Origin of the sequence: Paracoccus sp. TRP (assembly GCF_000185925.1) — a bacterium.
In the GTDB taxonomy this organism is placed as follows: Bacteria; Pseudomonadota; Alphaproteobacteria; order Rhodobacterales; family Rhodobacteraceae; genus Paracoccus; species Paracoccus kondratievae.
The window spans coordinates 59,671-77,838 of record NZ_AEPN01000020.1 but is presented as its reverse complement, the minus strand read 5'-3'; the positions used below and the strand labels follow the sequence as shown (position 1 = coordinate 77,838).

The following is an 18,168-nucleotide window of genomic DNA, read 5'->3' as shown; positions in this document are numbered from 1 at the left end:
TCCCTTCGACACAGAAGGTCCCCAAAAGGGAGAGCTTAACTACAGGAAAACTCAGGGGTAAGGGTGTATCCGGCCCCGTTCGTGCCGATCAATTTGGGGCGGCGGGGATACCATAGCCGTTTTGTGGAAACGAAAGACAGCCCCGTTCCGATCACACAGCGATCTGGGAACGGGGTTCAGTTGTTTCGGGCAACGCCGAGGGTCAGCGTGCCCCCCGGTGCTGGTGCTGAAAGCGTGGCGGCCGTATGGTGGTCATATCCCGTTGGCGAGGCGCTGGATGATGCCGGTCAGCAGTGCCGTCTGCCTGCCGGTCATATCTGCATAGATAAACTCGTTGCGGGCATGGGCACCGTCGCCGACCGCGCCGAGACCGCAGAGAACCGGACGGCCCAGTCCAGCGACAAAGTTTGCGTCGCTCGCACCGCCCACAGCGACATTTTGCAAAGCAAAGCCCAGTTCGCTTGCAACCTGCCGCGCATGTTCGAGCAAGGGCAGCGAAGCTTTGGTCAGCTCCATTGGCGGGCGGTTCCAGTTATGCCTGACCTCGATCTTGACCCGGGGGTCCGAGACCGTGACTGCGTCGAAGGCGGTATCGATGCGGGCCTGCTCGTCCAAAGACCTCACCCGGATGTCAAACTGAACCGCACAGCGGCCAGCGACGACATTGCTGCCGGTACCGCCTTCGATCAGTCCGGCGTTGATCGTTGTGCCCTTTGCGGGATCGGCAGCGGCGATGATGGCGGTGATGAATTCGGCCATGGCGTGGATCGCGCTGGCCCCGGCTGCCGGGTTCAGACCGGCATGCGATTCAACCCCGGTTGCGACGACCTTGAACAGGCCAACGCCCTTGCGTTCGGTCTTGACCGCACCGTGGTGGCTGGGTTCCAGTACCAGCGTTGCATCAAGTGGTGCCGTAACGCTTTCAATCACCTTGCGTGATGCGAGCGAGCCTATCTCTTCGTCGCCGTTGAAAAGGAAGGTGACGGTCGGGACCTGCAGACCGCTTTCGCGCGCCAGCCGCAGCGCCCAGATACCCTGCACGACCCCGGTTTTCATGTCGAGAATCCCGGGACCGCTAAGGCGCAGTCGCCCGGTGTCGTCCTGCGATGACCGCTCACCCCAGGCGGCAAGCGTGCCCCGGGGCCAGACCGTGTCGTAATGCCCGATGATGGCGATATGACCGGTTCCGCTGCCCGGATAGGTCAGGGTGACGATATCGCCCTGTTCTCCTCCGGGATAACGCTGCATCTCGGCGGGTTTGCCAAGGCGTCGCTCTGTCAGATCAATCAGCAGCGACAGGCAGGCATCCAGTCCTTGACGGTCGTAGCTGTGGCTTTCGCATTCGACCAGCTCGATGATATCGGCTGTGGTCTGTTGGACGGTTTCCGCTGACGGAAAGGGTGTTGAAACGTTCATTGCGCGCTCTCAGGATCAATAGCCGGGGCCAAAGGGGAAGCCGGTGAAATACCAGGCCATGAAAAAGGCCATCCAGACGATCCAGACCACGATGGCGATCGGGATGGTGAACGAGGCAAGTGTCCCGATCCCCGCGCTTTTGCGGTATTGCTGCATAAAGCCAAGCGCCATGACGAAATACGGGCTCATCGGGGTGACGCTGTTGGTGACGGAATCCGCGATCCGGTAAACGGCCTGCGTCGTCTCAGGCGGGATGTTCAGCAGCATCAGCATCGGCACGAAGACCGGAGCGGCCAGCGCCCAAAGCGCAGATCCGCTGGTGATGACAAAGTTCATGAAGGTAATCAGGATCGCAATCCCAAGCAGGATTGCCCAGCCCGGCACGTTCATCTTTGCCAGCCATTCGGCGCTGGTGATCGCCATGACCTCGCCGATCTTGGTCCATTTGAAATAGGCAAGGAACTGCGCGATTGCAAAGAACAGCACAAGGATCGGGGCGAGTGAACATACGCCATCAATCATTGCGTCGATGATGTCGTGGCTTTTGGCAAAGCTGCCGCTGACAAAGCCGTAGACCAGGCCAATAGTGGTAAAGAACAGGCAAAGAATGAACGCCATGCCGCTGAACACGACCGAGTTCACGATACCTCCGCCTTCACCACGCAGGGGCGAGTTGGCAGGCACCAAGGCAAGAACGATCACCGCCGCGAACACCAGCGCGGCAAGGCCGGTCAGGCGCATTGCGCGGCGGGTAGCGGGCGTAGTCTCAAGCGTGGCAAGCTTGGCGGGGTTGGTCAGGTCAACATCGTCATCCACTTGCAGATCAGGACGGCGGACCAGCACTTTTTCAGTCACTACCGTGATTGCCAGCGCGATCAGGAACGAAGAGGCGAGGCCGAAGTAATAGTTAGCAACCGGAGTCACGACATAGGCCGGGTCGATGGTATGGGCAGCCGCCGTGGTCAGTCCTGACAGCAGCACATCCGTCGTGGTCAGCGAGGGCGAGGCGTCATAGCCTGCGGCAATCGACACATAGGCAACCACGATCCCGATCAGTGGGCTGCGCCCTGCTGCCAGAAAGACCATCGCGCCCAGCGGGATCAGCGTCACATAAGCGGCGTCGCCCGCGACGTGACCGACCATGCCCGCCATCGACAGTGCAAATGTCAGGTATTTGGCCGGAACACGGGTCACCATCCCCCGCAGCAGCGCGTCGATCAGGCCAGATTTCTGTGCCACAGCAATACCGAGCAGCACGGTGATGATCGTGGCCATGGGCGGAAAAGTGGCAAAGTTCTTGACTGCCGTGCCCAACACCATCTGCAGCCCCTCGGCGGTGAACATGCTCAGCACGGTCACTTCTTCGCCGGTTGCGGGGTTGGTGGTGCTGGCACCGGCCAGAAGGGCGCTGATCCCCGCCAGAAGGATCGAGAGGATCCAGAACAGCCAGAACGGATTTGGCAGCAGGTTGCCGACTTTTTCGACGATGGCAAAAAAGCGGAATGCGCGCTGCAGCCCTTTTGATGCGGACGGTTCCGCAAACGTTTCATTGGTCATGGTAACCTACCCAAATGCGACCGGCGTTATGGCACAGGGGGAAACGCTGCCGCGCGGTCCCATGCCGGGAGGAGTGATTGTGTAATGGGTGTTGGTATTTAGTCCCCAGCCGTGCAACAAGCAGCATTAAGTTCACGGATCATTGCTTTAAACGCAAAGCGGAATGCAGCATATCGCCCTTCGTTATTTTCAGGAGGTGGCCGAGACCGGCTCGATCACCAAAGCGGCCACACGGCTGAACGTCTCAGCATCGGCTGTCAGCCGCCAGATCATCAAGCTGGAGGAAAACCTCAGCGCCACGCTGTTTGAGCGTCATCCACGCGGTATGGTGCTGAGCCAGGCGGGCCAGCAACTGGCACGCCATGTCAGCCGCATCGCTCTGGAAACCGAAATGGCGCTGACCGAGATCCGGAATTTTCAGGCCGCGGATCATGGGCATATCAGGCTGGCAAGCTACGAAGGTTACGCGATCGAAACGCTATCCCAGGCGGTGGCGCGTTTCCGCGAAAAGCATCCCAAAGTCACGGTTCATGCCTGGGTCGGGAATTCCGAGGATATCTGTGCCCGGGTGCTGGCAGGCAAGGCCGATATCGGGATCACTTATAGCCACAGCTCGCCTCCGGGGTTGACAATCCAGCTTGTCGAGGTGCGGCCGATCTATGCGCTGATCCCGCGCGACAACCCGCTGGCACGCCGGGCATCGGTGTCGCTGGAAGATCTGCGTGGACAGGACTTTGCCTTTCCCGACAACAGCCGCAGTCAGCGCAAGCTGATCGAGACCGCTCTGGCGGCGCGGGGGTTCAATCTGAACCGCGTCTTTTCGACCAATTCGATGGCCATGCTGAAAACCGTTTCCTGCATGACTGGCTGCGTCATGTTTTCGACCTCGGTTCGTGGGCAGATGCATGGCATCACCCAGACCCATGCCGAGGTCGCGGTCGAGGATGAGGTATTTTCGGGCAGCGTGCTGCAGGTCGTGACCATGGCGGGACGCCAGTTGCCGCAGCCGGTGCGCAACTTTCTTGCCAGCGCTTTCGGGATCACCGAGCCGCTGGCCTGAGTGGATGCGTGCAGGGCGGAAAGGGCAGGGGGCATGGCCTATTCAAGATGGGCTGCCGACCGGGCTAACCTGGGCTTTTCTCGTCTAGCTGATGCACCATGATCAGTTCGTCCACCTTATGTCCGTCCTCAATCGTTGCTGCAGGTATTCTGCCGACCGTTTCAAAGCCGTGCCGTTCGTAAAAGCGAATGGCCCTGGCGTTGCTATGGTTGACGTTTAGTTCAAGCTGGCGCACCCCGATCTGTCTGGCAAAATCTGTGACCACCTGCAGCAAATGCCTCGCGAGGCCAGAGCCGCGTTCGCTTTCCCGCATGTAAACCATGATGATAGTTGCGCGGTGAGAGCGCTTTTCCCCAAGCTGGGGCAATAGCCCCATAATTCCCACCGGCTCTTGCCCTTTCAGCGTGACAAAGACATGGCACTTCATCCGGCTCTGCCATTCCTCGTCGGACAAAGACGACCAGTCTGCGAATGTGTTGGCGAAGGCCGAGGGGGCCATCTTTAGCGACTCGAGCCTGATCTTTTTAAAGATCGGCAGATCTTCGGCTTTCAGCTCTACGACCCGCACATCGTCCATGGGTTTTCTCCTGTCTCGCGCCTGACAACCTCGACAATGACGCCCAACATCGCAAGGAGGTAATGACGGTCTGTGACCTTGTACGCGCGGCTCAATGACCTGCGAGGCACAGCCGTCACGTTGTTGGCCAAGGCTGGCGCGAGGTGCCTCAGATCGCGTCGATCACCGGGCACACGCTGCAATCGGCTACCCGTATTCTTGAGAAGTACATGGTGATGACGCCTGCGCTTTCGAGGGCCGCGATTCAGGCTTTCGAGATCAGCCCGGCCACCGCCTTTGCAAACCGGCCCCGGGAAAGGGGCAGAGCAGCGAAAAGACGCAATAATGTCTGGATATTAAATGGCGGACCCGGAGCGATTCGAACGCCCGACCCCCAGATTCGTAGTCTGGTGCTCTATCCAGCTGAGCTACGGGTCCGCTGTGAGGCGGTGATTTAGAGACAGTGCCGGGGGGGTGCAAGGGCAAAAATGACCGTTTGAAGAAATTTTCGTCTCGACTCTGTTTAACCTTAGGTTGTGGCTGCCTCTTCCTGTGGGGAAATGCCTGCAAGTTCGCGCGGCAGGTGCAGGATGAACTGGGTCCCGTCCTCATCGCTGCGCAAAAGTTCCAGCCGGCCGCCGTGGTTGCGCACCAGATCTGCCGCGATGGCGAGGCCAAGCCCGGTGCCGCCTTTGCGCGAGCCCCCAGAGAACGGTTGGAACAGGAAATCCCGCGCTTTTTTCGGCAGTCCGGGGCCGGTATCGCCGATTCGTATCCACCATTCCGATTCGTCCTCGCCCGCGCCAATCTCGATTGTGCCGGGCTGGCGCGTCGCTTCGATCGCCTGACGGGCGTTGCGTACGAGGTTCGACAGCACCCGGAAAAGCTGATCGCGGTCGGCACGGACCGTCAGACTGGGGGGGATATCGGTCAGAAATTCTATCGGCTCGGCGCCGTCCTGACGGTCCGAGGACATGGATTCGCCCTCGGTCACCTCGGTCGCCAGCGCAAGCAGGTTGAAACGCGACAGGGAAGGGGCCGGCTCTTCGGCCTTGCCAAAGGCCAGCGTGGTTTCGCACAGGTTCACCGCCCGGCTGATCGAGTTCACCAGTTTGGGCGCCGCGCGGCGCACAGCGGGGTCGGCGCTGGTCTCTAGCCGGTCGGCAAAGATCTGCGCTGTCGTCAGGATGTTGCGCAGATCGTGACTGATCCGCGCCACTGCCTGACCCAGCTGTGCCAGCCGGTCCTTTTGCTTCAGCGAGGAGGTCACCGTGCGCTGCATGGCTGCAAGCGCCGTCTCGGCCTCGTTCAGTTCGGCCAGGCGAGCGTTCGGCGTGATGATGGCGCGGGCATCCTCAGGTGAGGCAGCATAGGCGGTCATGTGGCTGATGACGCGCCGGATCGGAACCAGCAGCAGTCTTTGCGCAGCGAGGTTCAGAAAGACCGCGGTAAGGATCGAGAAAGCGGCTGAGATCACGAGCATCCGCAGCCCGTAGTCAATCATCCCGGTGCGCAGCCTTTGGGTGTCGGTTGTGATTTCGATAAGCTGTCCGGCTTGGTTCACCGGCGCGCCGATCACCCGGATCACCTGATTGCGCGGATCAGCGATCTGGGCAATCGCATCGCGGACCGAGGTCCACAGAGGCTGATCCCGCAGGTCATAGGTGGCCGAGATGGGGCCGGGAATCGGCGAAGACAGCACAAGCTGACGCACATCGTTCCGCCTGAGGACGACGTTAAAGACCCCCGCATTCTCAAGCAGCTCTGATTCCAGATCTGTGGCCAGCGACTCATCCGTCGCAAGCAGCGCAAGACTTGCGATCTGCGCGCGTTCCAGCCGCGATTCCAGAAAATCCAGCCGGTAATTGGCAATTGAGGGGAGCAGGATCAGCAACTCGGCCAAAAGCACGAAAATGCCCGTGATCAGCGCGAACCGGCCTGATAAGGTATTCAGGGACATGATGAGCTTTGTTATTCCCCTCGTCTCGCCGCTGCTTCAGATAGTGATTGGCTTTGTGCAGTTCAAACCTGCGTGACACGGTCCCGGTTCCCCGCTGTTCGTGTCTATACCGGAAACCTTGCGATATCGTTGCTTCGACGGTTGACTTGGACGGCGGGGGCGACTATCCAGCGGGCCTCGAATGACCGGCGCGTCTTGCGTGGGCCGATAGCCCATACCCTGGCCCGCCATGACCCGGAGTTGAAAGATGTCGAAACGCACCTACCAGCCGTCGAACCTGGTTCGCGCCCGCCGCCACGGTTTCCGCGCGCGCATGGCGACCAAAGGCGGCCGCCGCGTGATCAACGCCCGCCGCGCCAAGGGCCGCAAAGTTCTCAGCGCCTGAGTTCCTGCGTTGCAGGGCGTGGGCTATCCGTGACGGACAGTGCCACAGAAGCTGCCGCCGCTGACCGGACCGTTGCTGATGCGACACCGGACAGGGCGGCTTCTGTCATTTCAGGCCTCAGGCTTGAAACCCTGCGCAAGCGGGCCGATTTTCTGCGCGTTGCCTCTGGCCGGCGGCAGGGGGTGTCAGGCTTTCTGCTGCAAGCACGCCCCCGCGACGGGGAAGAGGCGGGGCAGCTGATCCGGGTCGGCTTCACCTGCTCGAAAAAGCTCGGCAATGCGGTGATGCGCAACCGCGCGAAGCGTCGGCTGCGCGCCCTGGCACGAGAGATCCTGCCCACAGCCGCCAGGCCCGGCTGGGACTATGTGCTGGTCGGGCGTCCTAAAGCGACTGTCGAGCGCGGCTTTGCCGATCTGCGTCAGGATCTGCTTCATGCGCTCGATCGCATTCACGGCAAACGCGGATGAGCCCTCTTGCCCATGTTCTGGCTTTGCCGGTGCGGGCATATCGCCTTGTTGCCAGCCCGTGGGTCGGCCACGGATGCCGCTTTCAACCGACCTGCTCGGCCTATGCGCTTGAGGCGCTTGAGCGGCACGGTGCCTTTCGCGGCGGATGGCTGGCGGCGCGGCGCATCTGTCGCTGTCACCCTTGGGGCGGGCATGGCTATGACCCGGTTCCGGGGAATGAGGCCGATCCGTCGCGGGACTGACGTCGCGGCACAGACATGTTAATCAGGGCGCAGAGGCGCGACGGGGATCTACAGATGCGTGACGAGATCAACGAATCCGAGGATTTCGAGGCGGGTGAGGAGATCCACCCGCTGTTTTACGGCGCGCCCACCTCGACCGGGTTTCGCAAGCTACGCAAACGTCTGGTGCGCGAGACACGCGCCGCGATCGAGACCTACGACATGATCCGTCCGGGCGACCGCTGGCTGGTCTGCCTTTCGGGCGGCAAGGACAGCTATACACTGCTCGCCGTTTTGCACGAGCTGAAATGGCGCGGGCTTTTGCCGGTGGATCTGCTGGCCTGCAATCTGGATCAGGGACAACCGGGGTTTCCGGCAACAGTCCTGCCCGAATTTCTGACCGAGCGCGGCGTTGCGCATCGGATCGAATATCAGGACACCTATTCCATCGTTAAGGAAAAGGTCCCCGAAGGACGCACCTATTGCAGCCTGTGCTCGCGCCTGCGTCGGGGAAACCTGTATCGAATCGCTCGTGAAGAGGGCTGTCAGGCCGTGGTTCTGGGTCATCATCGCGATGACATTCTGGAAACCTTCTTTATGAATTTGTTCCACGGTGGTCGGCTTGCGTCGATGCCACCGAAGCTGTTGAACGAAGAGGGCGATCTTAACGTGCTGCGCCCTCTTGCCTTCGTGGCCGAGGCTGATTGCGCGCGCTTTGCCTCGGCTATGAACTATCCGGTGATTCCCTGTGATCTCTGCGGCAGTCAGGAAGGGCTGCAGCGCATGCAGGTCAAAAAACTGCTGGACGAATGGGAATCGCGCAGCCCCGGCCGCCGTCAGGTCATGTTCCGGGCGCTGATGAATGTGCGTCCCTCGCATCTGCCGGATCCAAAGCTGTTCGATTTCAGTGCCCTGATGCCAGATAGCGCGCATTCTAATGAAAAAGACGTGCCGATCCTGCGCGAACATTAACTGAACGAAAAGCAATCCGAGGCAGGCTGCGAATCTGAAACAGGATTCGGGTCTGGGCATGGGGTACGGAATTGCGGCGGCCACTGAATGGCCGACATGGCCTGTCTGGGGACAGGCAAGCGGGCAGGGCGTGCAGCGCTTTGCGCTGGTGCTGCGGGTAACAAATCCGGAATATCTGCCGGGCGGCGCTGGCTCCGCGCTGTCCCGGCAGATACGTGACCAACTCAGGTCACGTCTGGTTGCTGAGCTGGGACTGTCGCTGCATTCCAGCTGTGACGACGGGGACGAAATCTGCGGACTTGTCGCTGATCCCGGGCCGCAGGCGGGGCAGGGGCTTCTTTTGCGGCTCAGGGCGATTTGCAGCGAAAGAATCTACCTGCCGGGGGTGTCTTTATATCCGATGGTGCAGGGGGTGATTGTTGCCGATCCCTTTGGTTGCCATGAAAGCACGGCTCTTTACGCCCATGGCCGGGTCGTTCTGGATGGGTCAAGCCCTCACACACTTTCAAGTCATATCCGTCTCGTCGATATGGAGGGGCAAGAGGGGCGTGCATATCCCGTCCTTGCAGGCGATGATCAGATCAGCCTGCAATTCCAGCCGCAAATCTGCTGCACCACAGGAAGCGTTCTGGCACTGAAGGTCCTGCCCCGTATTCACCTTGTTCGAGAGGTGGGACAAGGCCGTAACCTGACTGGCATATTGCCTCGTCTTGATGACAACCGGCAGCTGCGGATCACGACGGCCCTGCTGCGCGAGGCTTGCGCGAGTCTGAGAGGCTGGGACCGGATGGGCCGCTATGTTCCCTGCCTGTCACTGGCCCTTCCGGATCGCATTCTGGCCAGCCCCTCTGTCGTTGAGGTTATTCTGGCACAGCTTGAGCGGCATGATCTTTCTCCCCACCGGCTTGAGATCGAAGTGATTGAACCGGTTGGCAAAGGTGCCACGCAAGCCGTGGTGGCCGCTAACTTGCAAGAATTGCGCAGGGCGGGCTGTCAGCTTGGTTTAGGTGAATTCGGCACCGGCATGACGCGTCCTGATAACCTGCGCCATCATGGTTTTCATCGTGTGCGTGTCGGCAGATCTTTTGTTGCCGGTTGTGATCATCGGGGAGATCAGCAACGGACACTATTGGCGATTACAGCACTTGCTCGTCACCTTGGATTGCAAGTCATCGCCGATGGGGTCTCTACCCGAGATGAGCGGTCCTTCCTTAGCCAAATTGGCGTTGATGGGGTTCAAGGGCCGGCGGTGTTTCTGCCATTATCTGCGGAAGAAGTTGATGATCTTCTGCTCCACCGGGGCTTCGCTGCTTGCTTCTCACCCAAAGTATGGGGAAGGGCGTGAAACCATCGGTCTTGGCAAAGGCATTTTCAGACAAGGACACATCTCGTGCCGCGATGGACAAGAATAGGGGGGGCAGACAGGGGAATCGCTCTACAGGGCGGGCAAATTCCCTTGACCTTTGGCGGTCGCTTCTGTTGAAGCACCCCGAACCCTCAGGCAGGGTGACGACGAAGGGCTGGTCCGGAATGCAAGACAATAACCGCAACCTAATCCTGGCGATGGTGCTTTCTGCTCTCGTCATGCTCGTCTGGTCGATTTTCTTCGCGCCCGAGCCGGTGCCCCCTGCACAGGACACCGCGATTAACGCGCAAGGGACGACTGCGCCGGAAAATGGCGCCCCCGCAACGCCGGGTGCGGCCCCGCAGGGCGCAACGCCAGCCCCTGCGGCTGTGGATGCTGCGACCAATGACCCTTCGGTCACAGCTGGGCGTGTGACGATCAAATCTCCGGTCCTGTCGGGCACGATTTCGCTGGCTGGCGGTCGCATCGATGATCTGGAACTGACCGGCTATCGCGAGACGCTGGACCCGAATTCGCCTTTCGTGCGCCTGCTTTCGCCGACGACGCGTCCCGCCCAGCAGGCCGAAGGTACTGCTGTCGCGCCGGGTGGTGACAGCCTGCCTGTAGTGCAAAAGCCCTATTATGCCGTCTATGGCTGGGTACCGGGTGCTGGCACCGATCCTGCGCTGGTTCCCGGGCCTGCTACGGTATGGGAGGTCGAATCCGGCTCGACCCTCGCCCCCGGCCAGCCGGTCACGCTGCGCTGGGACAATGGCGCGGGCCAGATTTTCCGCCGCACCTATGAGCTGGACGACAAATTCCTGTTCACAGTCACTCAGGCAGTCGAAAACACCGGGGCTGCGCCGTTCTCGGCTGCGCCCTATGGCATCCTTGCCCGGCAGGGCCAGCCCGACACCCAGAATTTCTTTGTGCTGCACGAAGGCGCTGTCGGAATGACCGACGGCAAGCTGCTGGAAGAGAAGTACAAGGATATCGCCAAGCTTGATCCGCAGCCGGGCGAAGGCCCTGCCCAGCTGATCGAGGTGAAAGAGAACGGCTGGATCGGCTTTACCGATAAATATTGGATGACCACTCTGGCGCCTGCGCCGGGTCAGGGCTTTACCGCAGCGGTGAAATATGTCCCCGGCGCCGATATTTATCAGACCGAGGCGCGGATGCCGATGCAGACCGTCGCCCCGGGTGCCAGCGTGACCACCTCAAGTTATCTTTTTGCTGGCGCGAAGGTGTGGGAAGTCATCAGCGGCTATGAAGCGAACCCCGGCATCGACGGTTTCGTCGATTCCATCGACTGGGGCTGGTTCTATTTCCTGACCAAGCCGATCTTCCGTCTGCTGCATTGGCTGCACGGTATGATCGGCAACATGGGCTGGTCGATCATCGCGCTGACCTTTGTGCTCAAGCTGCTCGTCTTCCCGCTGGCGCGCAAATCCTACATCTCGATGGCGAAGATGAAGGAGCTGCAGCCGCAGATGGAGGCGATCAAAGAGCGCACGGGTGACGACCGGATGAAGTTCCAGAAAGAGGTGATGGAGCTCTACAAGCGCGAAAAGGTGAACCCCGCGGCGGGGTGCTTGCCGGTGCTGTTGCAGATCCCGATCTTCTTTGCGCTCTATAAAGTGATCTTCGTGACGATCGAACTGCGTCATGCGCCTTGGATCGGCTGGATCCGTGACCTTGCGGCACCGGACCCGTCAAGCCTGTGGAACCTGTTCGGGTTGCTGCCTTGGGCGGCGCCGGGTCAGGGCAGCTTCCTGCACAGCTTTACCCTGCCGGTGCTTGCGATCCTGCTTGGTATCTCGATGTGGATGCAGCAAAAGCTGAACCCGGCACCCGCTGATCCGGCGCAGAAGATGATCTTTGCCTGGATGCCGTGGATTTTCATGCTGATGCTGGGGGGCTTTGCCTCGGGGCTGGTGCTGTACTGGATCACCAACAACACCATCACCATCATTCAGCAGTACACGATCATGAGCATGCATGGTCATCGGCCCGATCTCTTTGGCAACATTCGCGCCAGTTTGCCCTCGCGTTCGAACGGCAATGGCAAGTCTGATGCCAAAGGCGGAGATAAGGGCCACAAATGACTGCGCGCATCGCCCGGATCCGTCGGCATCCGATCAAGTCGATCGGTGGTGAGGACCTTGGCCGCGTCCGTCTGGATGCGGCTCGCCGCCTCCCGGGTGATCGTATCTGGGCTCTGCTGAACGAAGGCGGAGAGCGTCACGCTGGTCCGGTTCCCGCGCGGTGGCTGCCTAAATCCTGTTTCCTGCGCGGCGCGGCAGCCGCTGGGCTGCAGGCCATTCAAGGCGGCTGGGGTGAGGGCGCAGATACCGGCCCAATCCGCCTGACCCACCCCGAACTTGGTGAACTGGTCTTTGACCCCGAGACCGAGGGGGGGCGGCTGGTTGAATGGGTGCGCCCGCTCTGGTCAGCGGATCGACCAGCACCAACCCGTCTGGTTCGCGGGCCGACCGGCTGGACTGACGCAAACCAGCCGTGGATATCGATTCTGTCTCTGTCGAGCCTTGCCGATCTTGAGGCGCGGCTGGAAATGTCTCTGGGTATCGAGCGCTGGCGCGGCAATATCTGGCTTGAGGGGCTTGAGCCCTACCGCGAACGCGATCTGATTGGTCAGGTTCTGACGATTGGCGGGGTCGAGTTGCGCGTGACCGAAACAATCGGTCGCTGTCCGGCAACCTGTGCCGATCCGAACACCGGCCGTATTGATATCGACATGCCTGCTGCGCTGGACGCACAGTTCGGCCATCGCGATTTTGGCATTTATGCCGAGGTGGTAACCGGCGGCGAGATCGCCCTAGGAGACGAGTTCGGCATATGAAGGTCAGCTTTTCCCTGGCTCCCGAGCCTGACCCTGCAGAGGCTGAAGCGGCGCGCCAGCTTTTCGCTGGTCCGGTCGATTTCCTCAAAGGTGTGGTGGCGATGGACGGGTTGCCGGCCGCCGACCGGCCCGAGGTCTGCTTTGCGGGTCGTTCAAATGTTGGAAAATCCAGTCTGATTAATGCGCTAACCGGGCGTAAGGGTCTGGCCCGGGCCTCGAACACTCCGGGGCGCACACAAGAGATCAACTATTTCAAGCTGGGCGACCGCGCCTATCTTGTCGACCTGCCGGGCTATGGTTTTGCCAAGGCCCCGGTCGCTGTCGTGGCGAAATGGCAGGCGCTTCTGAAAAGCTACCTTTCGGGGCGACCGACCCTGCGGCGCGCCTTTGCGCTGATCGATTCCCGTCATGGGGTCAAGGACGTGGACCATCAGATCATGCAGCTGCTGGATCGTGCGGCAGTGCCTTTTCAGGTCGTGCTGACCAAGGCTGACAAGATCACTGCCCAGCAGCTTGCCGCCACCATCGAACAGGTGCAGGAGGCGCTGCAGAAACACCCTGCCGCATTCCCGCAACTGGTGGTGACCAGCTCTGACAAGGGGCTGGGGATCGTGACCTTGCGCACCATCATCGCCGGCCTTGACTGAGCCGGTCTGGACTGGCGGCCGCGTGCGTCCTAGGGTCGGCGCGACGAACAGGGGCCCCTGATGAGAAAGCAGAACATGAACCGGAACTGGATCGCCACCGCCCGTACCCTCTCGGAAGCATTGCCCTATATGCAGCGCTATTCGGGCGCGGTCGTGGTCGTGAAATTCGGTGGTAACGCCATGGGCGACGATGCGGCCATGGCCGAATTTGCCCGCGATATCGTGCTGATGAAACAGGTCGGTATTCATCCGGTGGTCTGTCATGGCGGTGGCCCGATGATCAACGAACTGCTGGGCAAGCTGGGCATCGAAAGCAGTTTTGTGCGCGGTAAGCGCGTCACCACCCGCGAGACGGTCGAGGTGGTGGAAATGGTTCTCTCGGGTCTTGTCAACAAGCGGATCGTGCAGGCAATCAACGACGCCGGCGGTCGCGCGGTCGGCATCTCGGGCAAAGACGATGACCTGATGGTTTGCGAGCCGGACGATCCCGAACTGGGCTTTGTCGGCCGCCCGGTCGAGATGAACGTCCAGATTATCCGCGACCTTTATAACGCCGGTCTGATCCCGGTCATTGCGCCTGTGGCGACGGGGATGGAGGATAACGAAACCTTCAACGTCAATGGCGATACCGCCGCGGGTGCGATTGCAGGTGCGCTGCAGGCTGATCGCCTGTTGCTTCTGACGGATGTGTCGGGGGTCAAGGACGCTTCGGGCGAGGTGGTGACGCAGCTGCACCCCGATCAGGTGCGCTCGATGATCGCTGATGGGACCATCGCCGGTGGCATGATCCCCAAGACCGAAACGGCGCTGAAGGCGCTGGAAGAGGGCGTGCGTGCCGTGGTCATTCTTGACGGTAGGGTGCCGAACGCCTGTCTGCTAGAGCTGTTCACTGAACACGGCGCAGGCTCTCTCATTCGTTCGACCGAACCGCGGATCAAGCCGCACGGTCTGCGTCAGGGCGCCAGCAGCCTCTAGCGGCAGCGTCGCAGCGCCTGCAAGAGAATGCTTGCCCGCGCGGCGGAAGCTGTGGCAGGCTCGGCTGCGCTGCCTTGTTCTTAACCGTCACGTCCTTAACCGTATGGCCGAAAAGGCAATTCGATGACTCCACTCGGACACCGCCGTCTGATCCTGACCCGTCACGCGAAATCGTCCTGGGACGATCCGACGCAGCCTGACCATGACCGCCCGTTGAATGAGCGTGGCCGCCGTTCGGCGCGCGAACTGGGCGACTGGCTGGCAAGCCGTGGCTATGAGCCCGAAGAGGTGCTGTGCTCGACTGCCGAGCGCACTCGCGAAACCTGGGATCGGGTGGCCAAGGCTCCGCTGGAGGTGCGCCCGCATCTTCGTTATGAGCCGGCGCTTTATCAGGCTGGGCCTGAGAAGATGCTTGCGATTCTGCGCAGCGCCACGGCCCCGACGGTGATGATGATCGGGCACAATCCCGGCATTGCCGAATTTGCTGCTATGCTGCCGGCACGTGCACCGCTTGATCCGGATTTTCGTCGTTATCCGACGGCAGCGACGCTGGTGGTTGATTTCCAGATCGACAGCTGGTCCGAATTGGGCCCGGGTCAGGGCAGCGTGCTGGATTTCGTGCGTATGGACGGGCGCAGTTAGGCCGCGTGCTGTCAGGGCTGTATTTGCGTCACCACCCGTGCCGCAAACAGCCGCTCGACATCCCCGCCCCGGCAAAGTTCGGTCGCGGGGGTCTGTACGGTTGCTGACGCGGCTGCGGCGGCCAGACCCAAGGCCTCGGCCACCGGCCAGCCACGGGCATGACCAAGGGTAAAGCCCGCAAGGAAGCTGTCGCCCGCGCCGACCTTGCTGACGACCTGCACACGCGCGGCCTCGGCATGCCAGACGCCTTGGTCTGTGGCGATGATATTGCCGTCACGCCCGCGCGCGACGATTACCCCATGGGCTGCGCCCGATGCGACGAGGTTGGCCGCAAAGGCGGCTGTATCAGCGCGAAAGGGCAGAGACCGACCCGCAAGCCCCTCGGCCTCTTCGTCGTCCATCCGCAGGATCTCGACCCGCCTGTCGGTGGCTGCCGCGATCTCGGTCAATGCCTCGCCCGAGGTATCCACGATCAGCCTTGCGCCAGTGCCGCGCAGCCTTTCGGCCAACAGCGCGGCAAAGCTGGCAGGCACGCCGGGAGGGTTCGAACCCGAGAGCACCACCAGAGCGCCTGGCCGCGCCTCGCGTGCTGCGGCATCCAGTGCGGCATCGACATCCGCCGCGGACCATTCCGGCCCGGGCATGACGAAACGGAATTGCTGACGGATCGTGCGGTCGTCCACGGTAAGGGATTGCCGTGTCTCCCCTGGGGCGGGCAGCATGTGCAGAGGGATGCCGGTTTCCTCCAGCAGCTCGGCAATGCGCTGTCCCGTGCTGCCACCCAGCGCGACCAGCGCGGTGCTTTCCCCTCCCATGGCGCGGATCGCGCGGCTGACGTTGATGCCACCGCCGCCGGGATCCAGTCGCGGCGCATCGCATCGCAGCTTGATATCAGGCACTACCCGCGCCGCAGCGGTGGTGACATCCAGCGCCGGGTTCAGTGTGATGGTCAGGATCGGGGCCTGCGGCATCATTCCCACCAGCGGTCGATGGCGGCGATATCATCGTCGGACCAGCCAAAGTGATGGGCGAATTCATGTACCACGACATGCGCGACAAGCTGACCCAACGTCACATCGCCGCGCGATGCCCATTCATCCAGGATCGCCCGGCGAAACAGCCAGACCGTGTCGGGAAAATGCTGAGGGGCGCTTGCAGATTTCTCGGTCATCGGCACGCCGTCATAGAGGCCGGTCAGCTCTAGCGGGTCGTCGATTTCCAGCTCATCGAGGAACTCGTCGCTGGCGAAGTCCTCGACGCGCAGAACGACCTGCGAGGCGGGGCCGGCGAATTCAGGGGGCAGGCCGGCGATGGCCTCGCGCGCCAGTTCCTCGATCATGGCCGTGTCAGGGGCCTCGGCGTTCTTCCAGTCAAGCATCTGCTCACCTCGTCTTTGGTCCCGATATGGACAAAAACCGCCGTTTGTGAAAGAGCGAAGCCGACAGGAGACCTTCCATGACAATCACCCGTTTCGCCCCTTCGCCCACCGGCCATATCCATGTCGGCAACCTGCGCACGGCGCTGATGAACTATCTGATCGCGCGCAAGACGGGCGGCACCTTTATCCTGCGTCTGGACGACACCGACCGCGAGCGGTCAAAGCAGGAATACGCCGACGGCATCCAGCGCGATCTTGAGTGGCTGGGCCTGACCTGGGACCGTATCGAGCGTCAGTCCGACCGGCTGGATCGCTATGCCGAGGCTGCGCAGGGCCTGCGCGAGGCTGGGCGGCTTTATGAGGTGTTCGAGACCCCGACCGAGCTGGACCTGAAGCGCAAAAAGCAACTCAACATGGGCAAGCCTCCTGTCTATGACCGCGCCGGGCTGAACCTGTCGGTCGAAGACAAGGACAAGCTGCGCGCTCAGGGGCGTGATGGCTACTGGCGCTTTCTGCTGGATCAGGAGCGGATCGAGTGGACCGACGGCATCCTTGGCCCGATCTCGATCGACGCGGCCAGCGTCTCGGACCCGGTGCTGATCCGTGCGGATGGGCAGGTGCTTTACACCTTTGCCAGCTCGGTCGATGACGCCGATATGGGCGTGACCCATATCGTACGCGGTGCCGACCATGTGACGAATACGGCGACGCAGATCCAGATCATCCGCGCCCTTGGGGCCGAGCCGCCGGCTTTTGCCCATCACAGCCTTCTGACCGGCGCTCAGGGGGAAGAGCTTTCCAAACGCCTTGGCACGTTGTCGATCAAGGACCTGCGTGAAAATGGCGTCGCACCCGAGGCGCTGCTGTCGTTGATGGCGCGGCTGGGCTCTTCGCAGCCGGTCGAGCTGCGGATGTCGCTCGACGAGCTTGCCGAAGGGTTCGATCTTGGCCAGTTCGGCGCCTCGCCCACCAAGTTTGATGCCGAGGATCTTTGGCCGCTGACCCGCGAAGCAAACCAGTCGCGCCCGTTCGATGCTGTCCGCGATCGCATCACAACGCTTGGCGTCCCTGCGGATCTGGCCGAGCGGTTCTGGCGGGTGGCTTCGCAAAACATCACCAAGCTTGACGATCTTGCTGGCTGGTGGGAGATTTTCTCGAAAGGTGCTGAGCCTCAGATCGACCCCGAAGATGCCGGGTTCATTGCCGAGGCTATGAAGCTTTTGCCGCCTCCGCCCTATAGCGAAACCAGCTGGGCCGAGTTCACGGCCAAGGTGAAAGAGGCAACTGGCCGTAAGGGCAAGGGGCTGTTTATGCCGTTGCGTAAGGCCCTGACTGGGCAGGCGCACGGGCCAGACATGTCCGAGGTGATGCCGCTGTTGCAGGTGGTGCGTGCGCGGGGCTGACGACCCCGGCAAACCCGCATCGAAAAGGCCGCCCCAAGGGCGGCCTTTGTATTCTGGTGCAGGGCCAGCCATGCAAAGATGAAAAGTTTCTGCACAATTTATGTGCAGAGATACCTAGAACCAGATGTAGATTGACCCGTTCGGGGCGAGTGTGGACTAAATCAGCGCTGGTCTTTTGCAATCTGGACATGCGCTGGTCCGACAGTCCGCCCCGGACAATGGCCCGGGGAATGCAGAAATCTCTGCATTCCGGTCAGTCTGAACTGATGACCAGATAACCGCTTGCCGATTTGAACAAACAACCACTTACGCAGCGCGGCCTGT

The 18,168-nt window shown here is 61.3% G+C and carries 18 protein-coding genes and 1 tRNA gene; 12 read left to right on the top strand and 7 right to left on the bottom strand.

The features are described from left to right. Positions 1 to 252: 252 nt before the first annotated feature. Both PARACOCCUSGL_RS0112185 and PARACOCCUSGL_RS0112180 read right to left on the bottom strand, forming a co-directional pair. A complete protein-coding gene (locus PARACOCCUSGL_RS0112185) occupies positions 253 to 1,416 on the bottom strand; it encodes a M20 family metallopeptidase (protein ID WP_010396896.1) in 1,164 nt (387 codons plus the stop codon). A 15-nt stretch (positions 1,417 to 1,431) separates the two neighbouring features. Next, entirely contained in the window at positions 1,432 to 2,973 is a 1,542-nt protein-coding gene (locus tag PARACOCCUSGL_RS0112180) for an AbgT family transporter (RefSeq protein WP_010396894.1), read from the bottom strand. 163 nt (positions 2,974 to 3,136) lie between these two features. Between PARACOCCUSGL_RS0112180 and PARACOCCUSGL_RS0112175 the strand changes: the two genes are divergently transcribed. Then, on the top strand, positions 3,137 to 4,033 hold the full coding sequence (locus tag PARACOCCUSGL_RS0112175) for a LysR family transcriptional regulator (RefSeq protein ID WP_010396886.1): 897 nt from the start codon (positions 3,137 to 3,139) through the stop codon (positions 4,031 to 4,033). Between the two features lie 64 nt (positions 4,034 to 4,097). Here the strand turns inward: PARACOCCUSGL_RS0112175 and PARACOCCUSGL_RS0112170 are convergent, their stop codons facing one another. The 3 genes from PARACOCCUSGL_RS0112170 to PARACOCCUSGL_RS0112160 all read right to left on the bottom strand — a co-directional run bounded on the left by PARACOCCUSGL_RS0112170 (position 4,098) and on the right by PARACOCCUSGL_RS0112160 (position 6,549). Beyond that, the gene (locus tag PARACOCCUSGL_RS0112170; RefSeq protein WP_010396884.1) at positions 4,098 to 4,610 is read right to left on the bottom strand and encodes a GNAT family N-acetyltransferase; all 513 of its coding nucleotides are present in this window, start codon (positions 4,608 to 4,610) and stop codon (positions 4,098 to 4,100) included. Between the two features lie 340 nt (positions 4,611 to 4,950). Further along, positions 4,951 to 5,027, bottom strand: a tRNA-Arg gene (locus tag PARACOCCUSGL_RS0112165). A gap of 91 nt (positions 5,028 to 5,118) precedes the next feature. Then, a complete protein-coding gene (locus PARACOCCUSGL_RS0112160) occupies positions 5,119 to 6,549 on the bottom strand; it encodes a HAMP domain-containing sensor histidine kinase (protein WP_010396882.1) in 1,431 nt (476 codons plus the stop codon). A gap of 247 nt (positions 6,550 to 6,796) precedes the next feature. Between PARACOCCUSGL_RS0112160 and rpmH the strand changes: the two genes are divergently transcribed. From rpmH to PARACOCCUSGL_RS0112110, 10 genes are all read left to right on the top strand, one after another. Continuing rightward, positions 6,797 to 6,934 carry a 50S ribosomal protein L34 gene (gene rpmH / locus PARACOCCUSGL_RS0112155; protein ID WP_010396879.1) on the top strand — a complete coding sequence of 46 codons (138 nt, stop codon included), beginning with the start codon at positions 6,797 to 6,799 and terminating at the stop codon, positions 6,932 to 6,934. Between the two features lie 29 nt (positions 6,935 to 6,963). After that, positions 6,964 to 7,401 carry a ribonuclease P protein component gene (rnpA, locus tag PARACOCCUSGL_RS0112150; protein WP_010396877.1) on the top strand — a complete coding sequence of 146 codons (438 nt, stop codon included), beginning with the start codon at positions 6,964 to 6,966 and terminating at the stop codon, positions 7,399 to 7,401. Then, entirely contained in the window at positions 7,398 to 7,643 is a 246-nt protein-coding gene (gene yidD / locus PARACOCCUSGL_RS0112145; RefSeq protein ID WP_010396875.1) for a membrane protein insertion efficiency factor YidD, read from the top strand. Before rnpA ends, yidD begins: the two co-directional genes overlap by 4 nt. Positions 7,644 to 7,697: 54 nt before the next feature. Next, a complete protein-coding gene (gene ttcA / locus PARACOCCUSGL_RS0112140) occupies positions 7,698 to 8,594 on the top strand; it encodes a tRNA 2-thiocytidine(32) synthetase TtcA (protein ID WP_010396873.1) in 897 nt (298 codons plus the stop codon). 58 nt (positions 8,595 to 8,652) lie between these two features. Continuing rightward, a complete protein-coding gene (locus PARACOCCUSGL_RS20580) occupies positions 8,653 to 9,939 on the top strand; it encodes an EAL domain-containing protein (protein WP_010396870.1) in 1,287 nt (428 codons plus the stop codon). A gap of 185 nt (positions 9,940 to 10,124) precedes the next feature. Beyond that, complete coding sequence (gene yidC / locus PARACOCCUSGL_RS0112130) at positions 10,125 to 12,044, top strand: membrane protein insertase YidC (protein ID WP_010396868.1); 1,920 nt, start codon at positions 10,125 to 10,127, stop codon at positions 12,042 to 12,044. After that, positions 12,041 to 12,799, top strand: coding sequence for an MOSC domain-containing protein (locus PARACOCCUSGL_RS0112125; protein ID WP_010396866.1), 759 nt, complete (start codon positions 12,041 to 12,043; stop codon positions 12,797 to 12,799). The genes yidC and PARACOCCUSGL_RS0112125 overlap by 4 nt, the downstream gene beginning before the upstream one ends. Further along, positions 12,796 to 13,446 carry a ribosome biogenesis GTP-binding protein YihA/YsxC gene (gene yihA / locus PARACOCCUSGL_RS0112120; protein WP_010396864.1) on the top strand — a complete coding sequence of 217 codons (651 nt, stop codon included), beginning with the start codon at positions 12,796 to 12,798 and terminating at the stop codon, positions 13,444 to 13,446. Before PARACOCCUSGL_RS0112125 ends, yihA begins: the two co-directional genes overlap by 4 nt. Positions 13,447 to 13,521: 75 nt before the next feature. Continuing rightward, on the top strand, positions 13,522 to 14,421 hold the full coding sequence (gene argB, locus PARACOCCUSGL_RS0112115; RefSeq protein ID WP_010396861.1) for an acetylglutamate kinase: 900 nt from the start codon (positions 13,522 to 13,524) through the stop codon (positions 14,419 to 14,421). Between the two features lie 123 nt (positions 14,422 to 14,544). Next, on the top strand, positions 14,545 to 15,063 hold the full coding sequence (locus PARACOCCUSGL_RS0112110) for a histidine phosphatase family protein (protein ID WP_010396860.1): 519 nt from the start codon (positions 14,545 to 14,547) through the stop codon (positions 15,061 to 15,063). 11 nt (positions 15,064 to 15,074) lie between these two features. Here PARACOCCUSGL_RS0112110 and PARACOCCUSGL_RS0112105 read toward each other — a convergent pair whose 3' ends face one another. Beyond that, entirely contained in the window at positions 15,075 to 16,034 is a 960-nt protein-coding gene (locus PARACOCCUSGL_RS0112105) for a 1-phosphofructokinase family hexose kinase (protein ID WP_010396859.1), read from the bottom strand. Then, positions 16,034 to 16,441: a metallopeptidase family protein gene (locus tag PARACOCCUSGL_RS0112100; RefSeq protein WP_010396858.1), complete on the bottom strand. Its 408-nt coding sequence runs from the start codon at positions 16,439 to 16,441 to the stop codon at positions 16,034 to 16,036. Before PARACOCCUSGL_RS0112100 ends, PARACOCCUSGL_RS0112105 begins: the two co-directional genes overlap by 1 nt. A 77-nt stretch (positions 16,442 to 16,518) precedes the next feature. Between PARACOCCUSGL_RS0112100 and gltX the strand changes: the two genes are divergently transcribed. Next, entirely contained in the window at positions 16,519 to 17,844 is a 1,326-nt protein-coding gene (gene gltX, locus PARACOCCUSGL_RS0112095) for a glutamate--tRNA ligase (RefSeq protein WP_010396857.1), read from the top strand. The last annotated feature ends 324 nt before the right edge of the window (positions 17,845 to 18,168 follow it).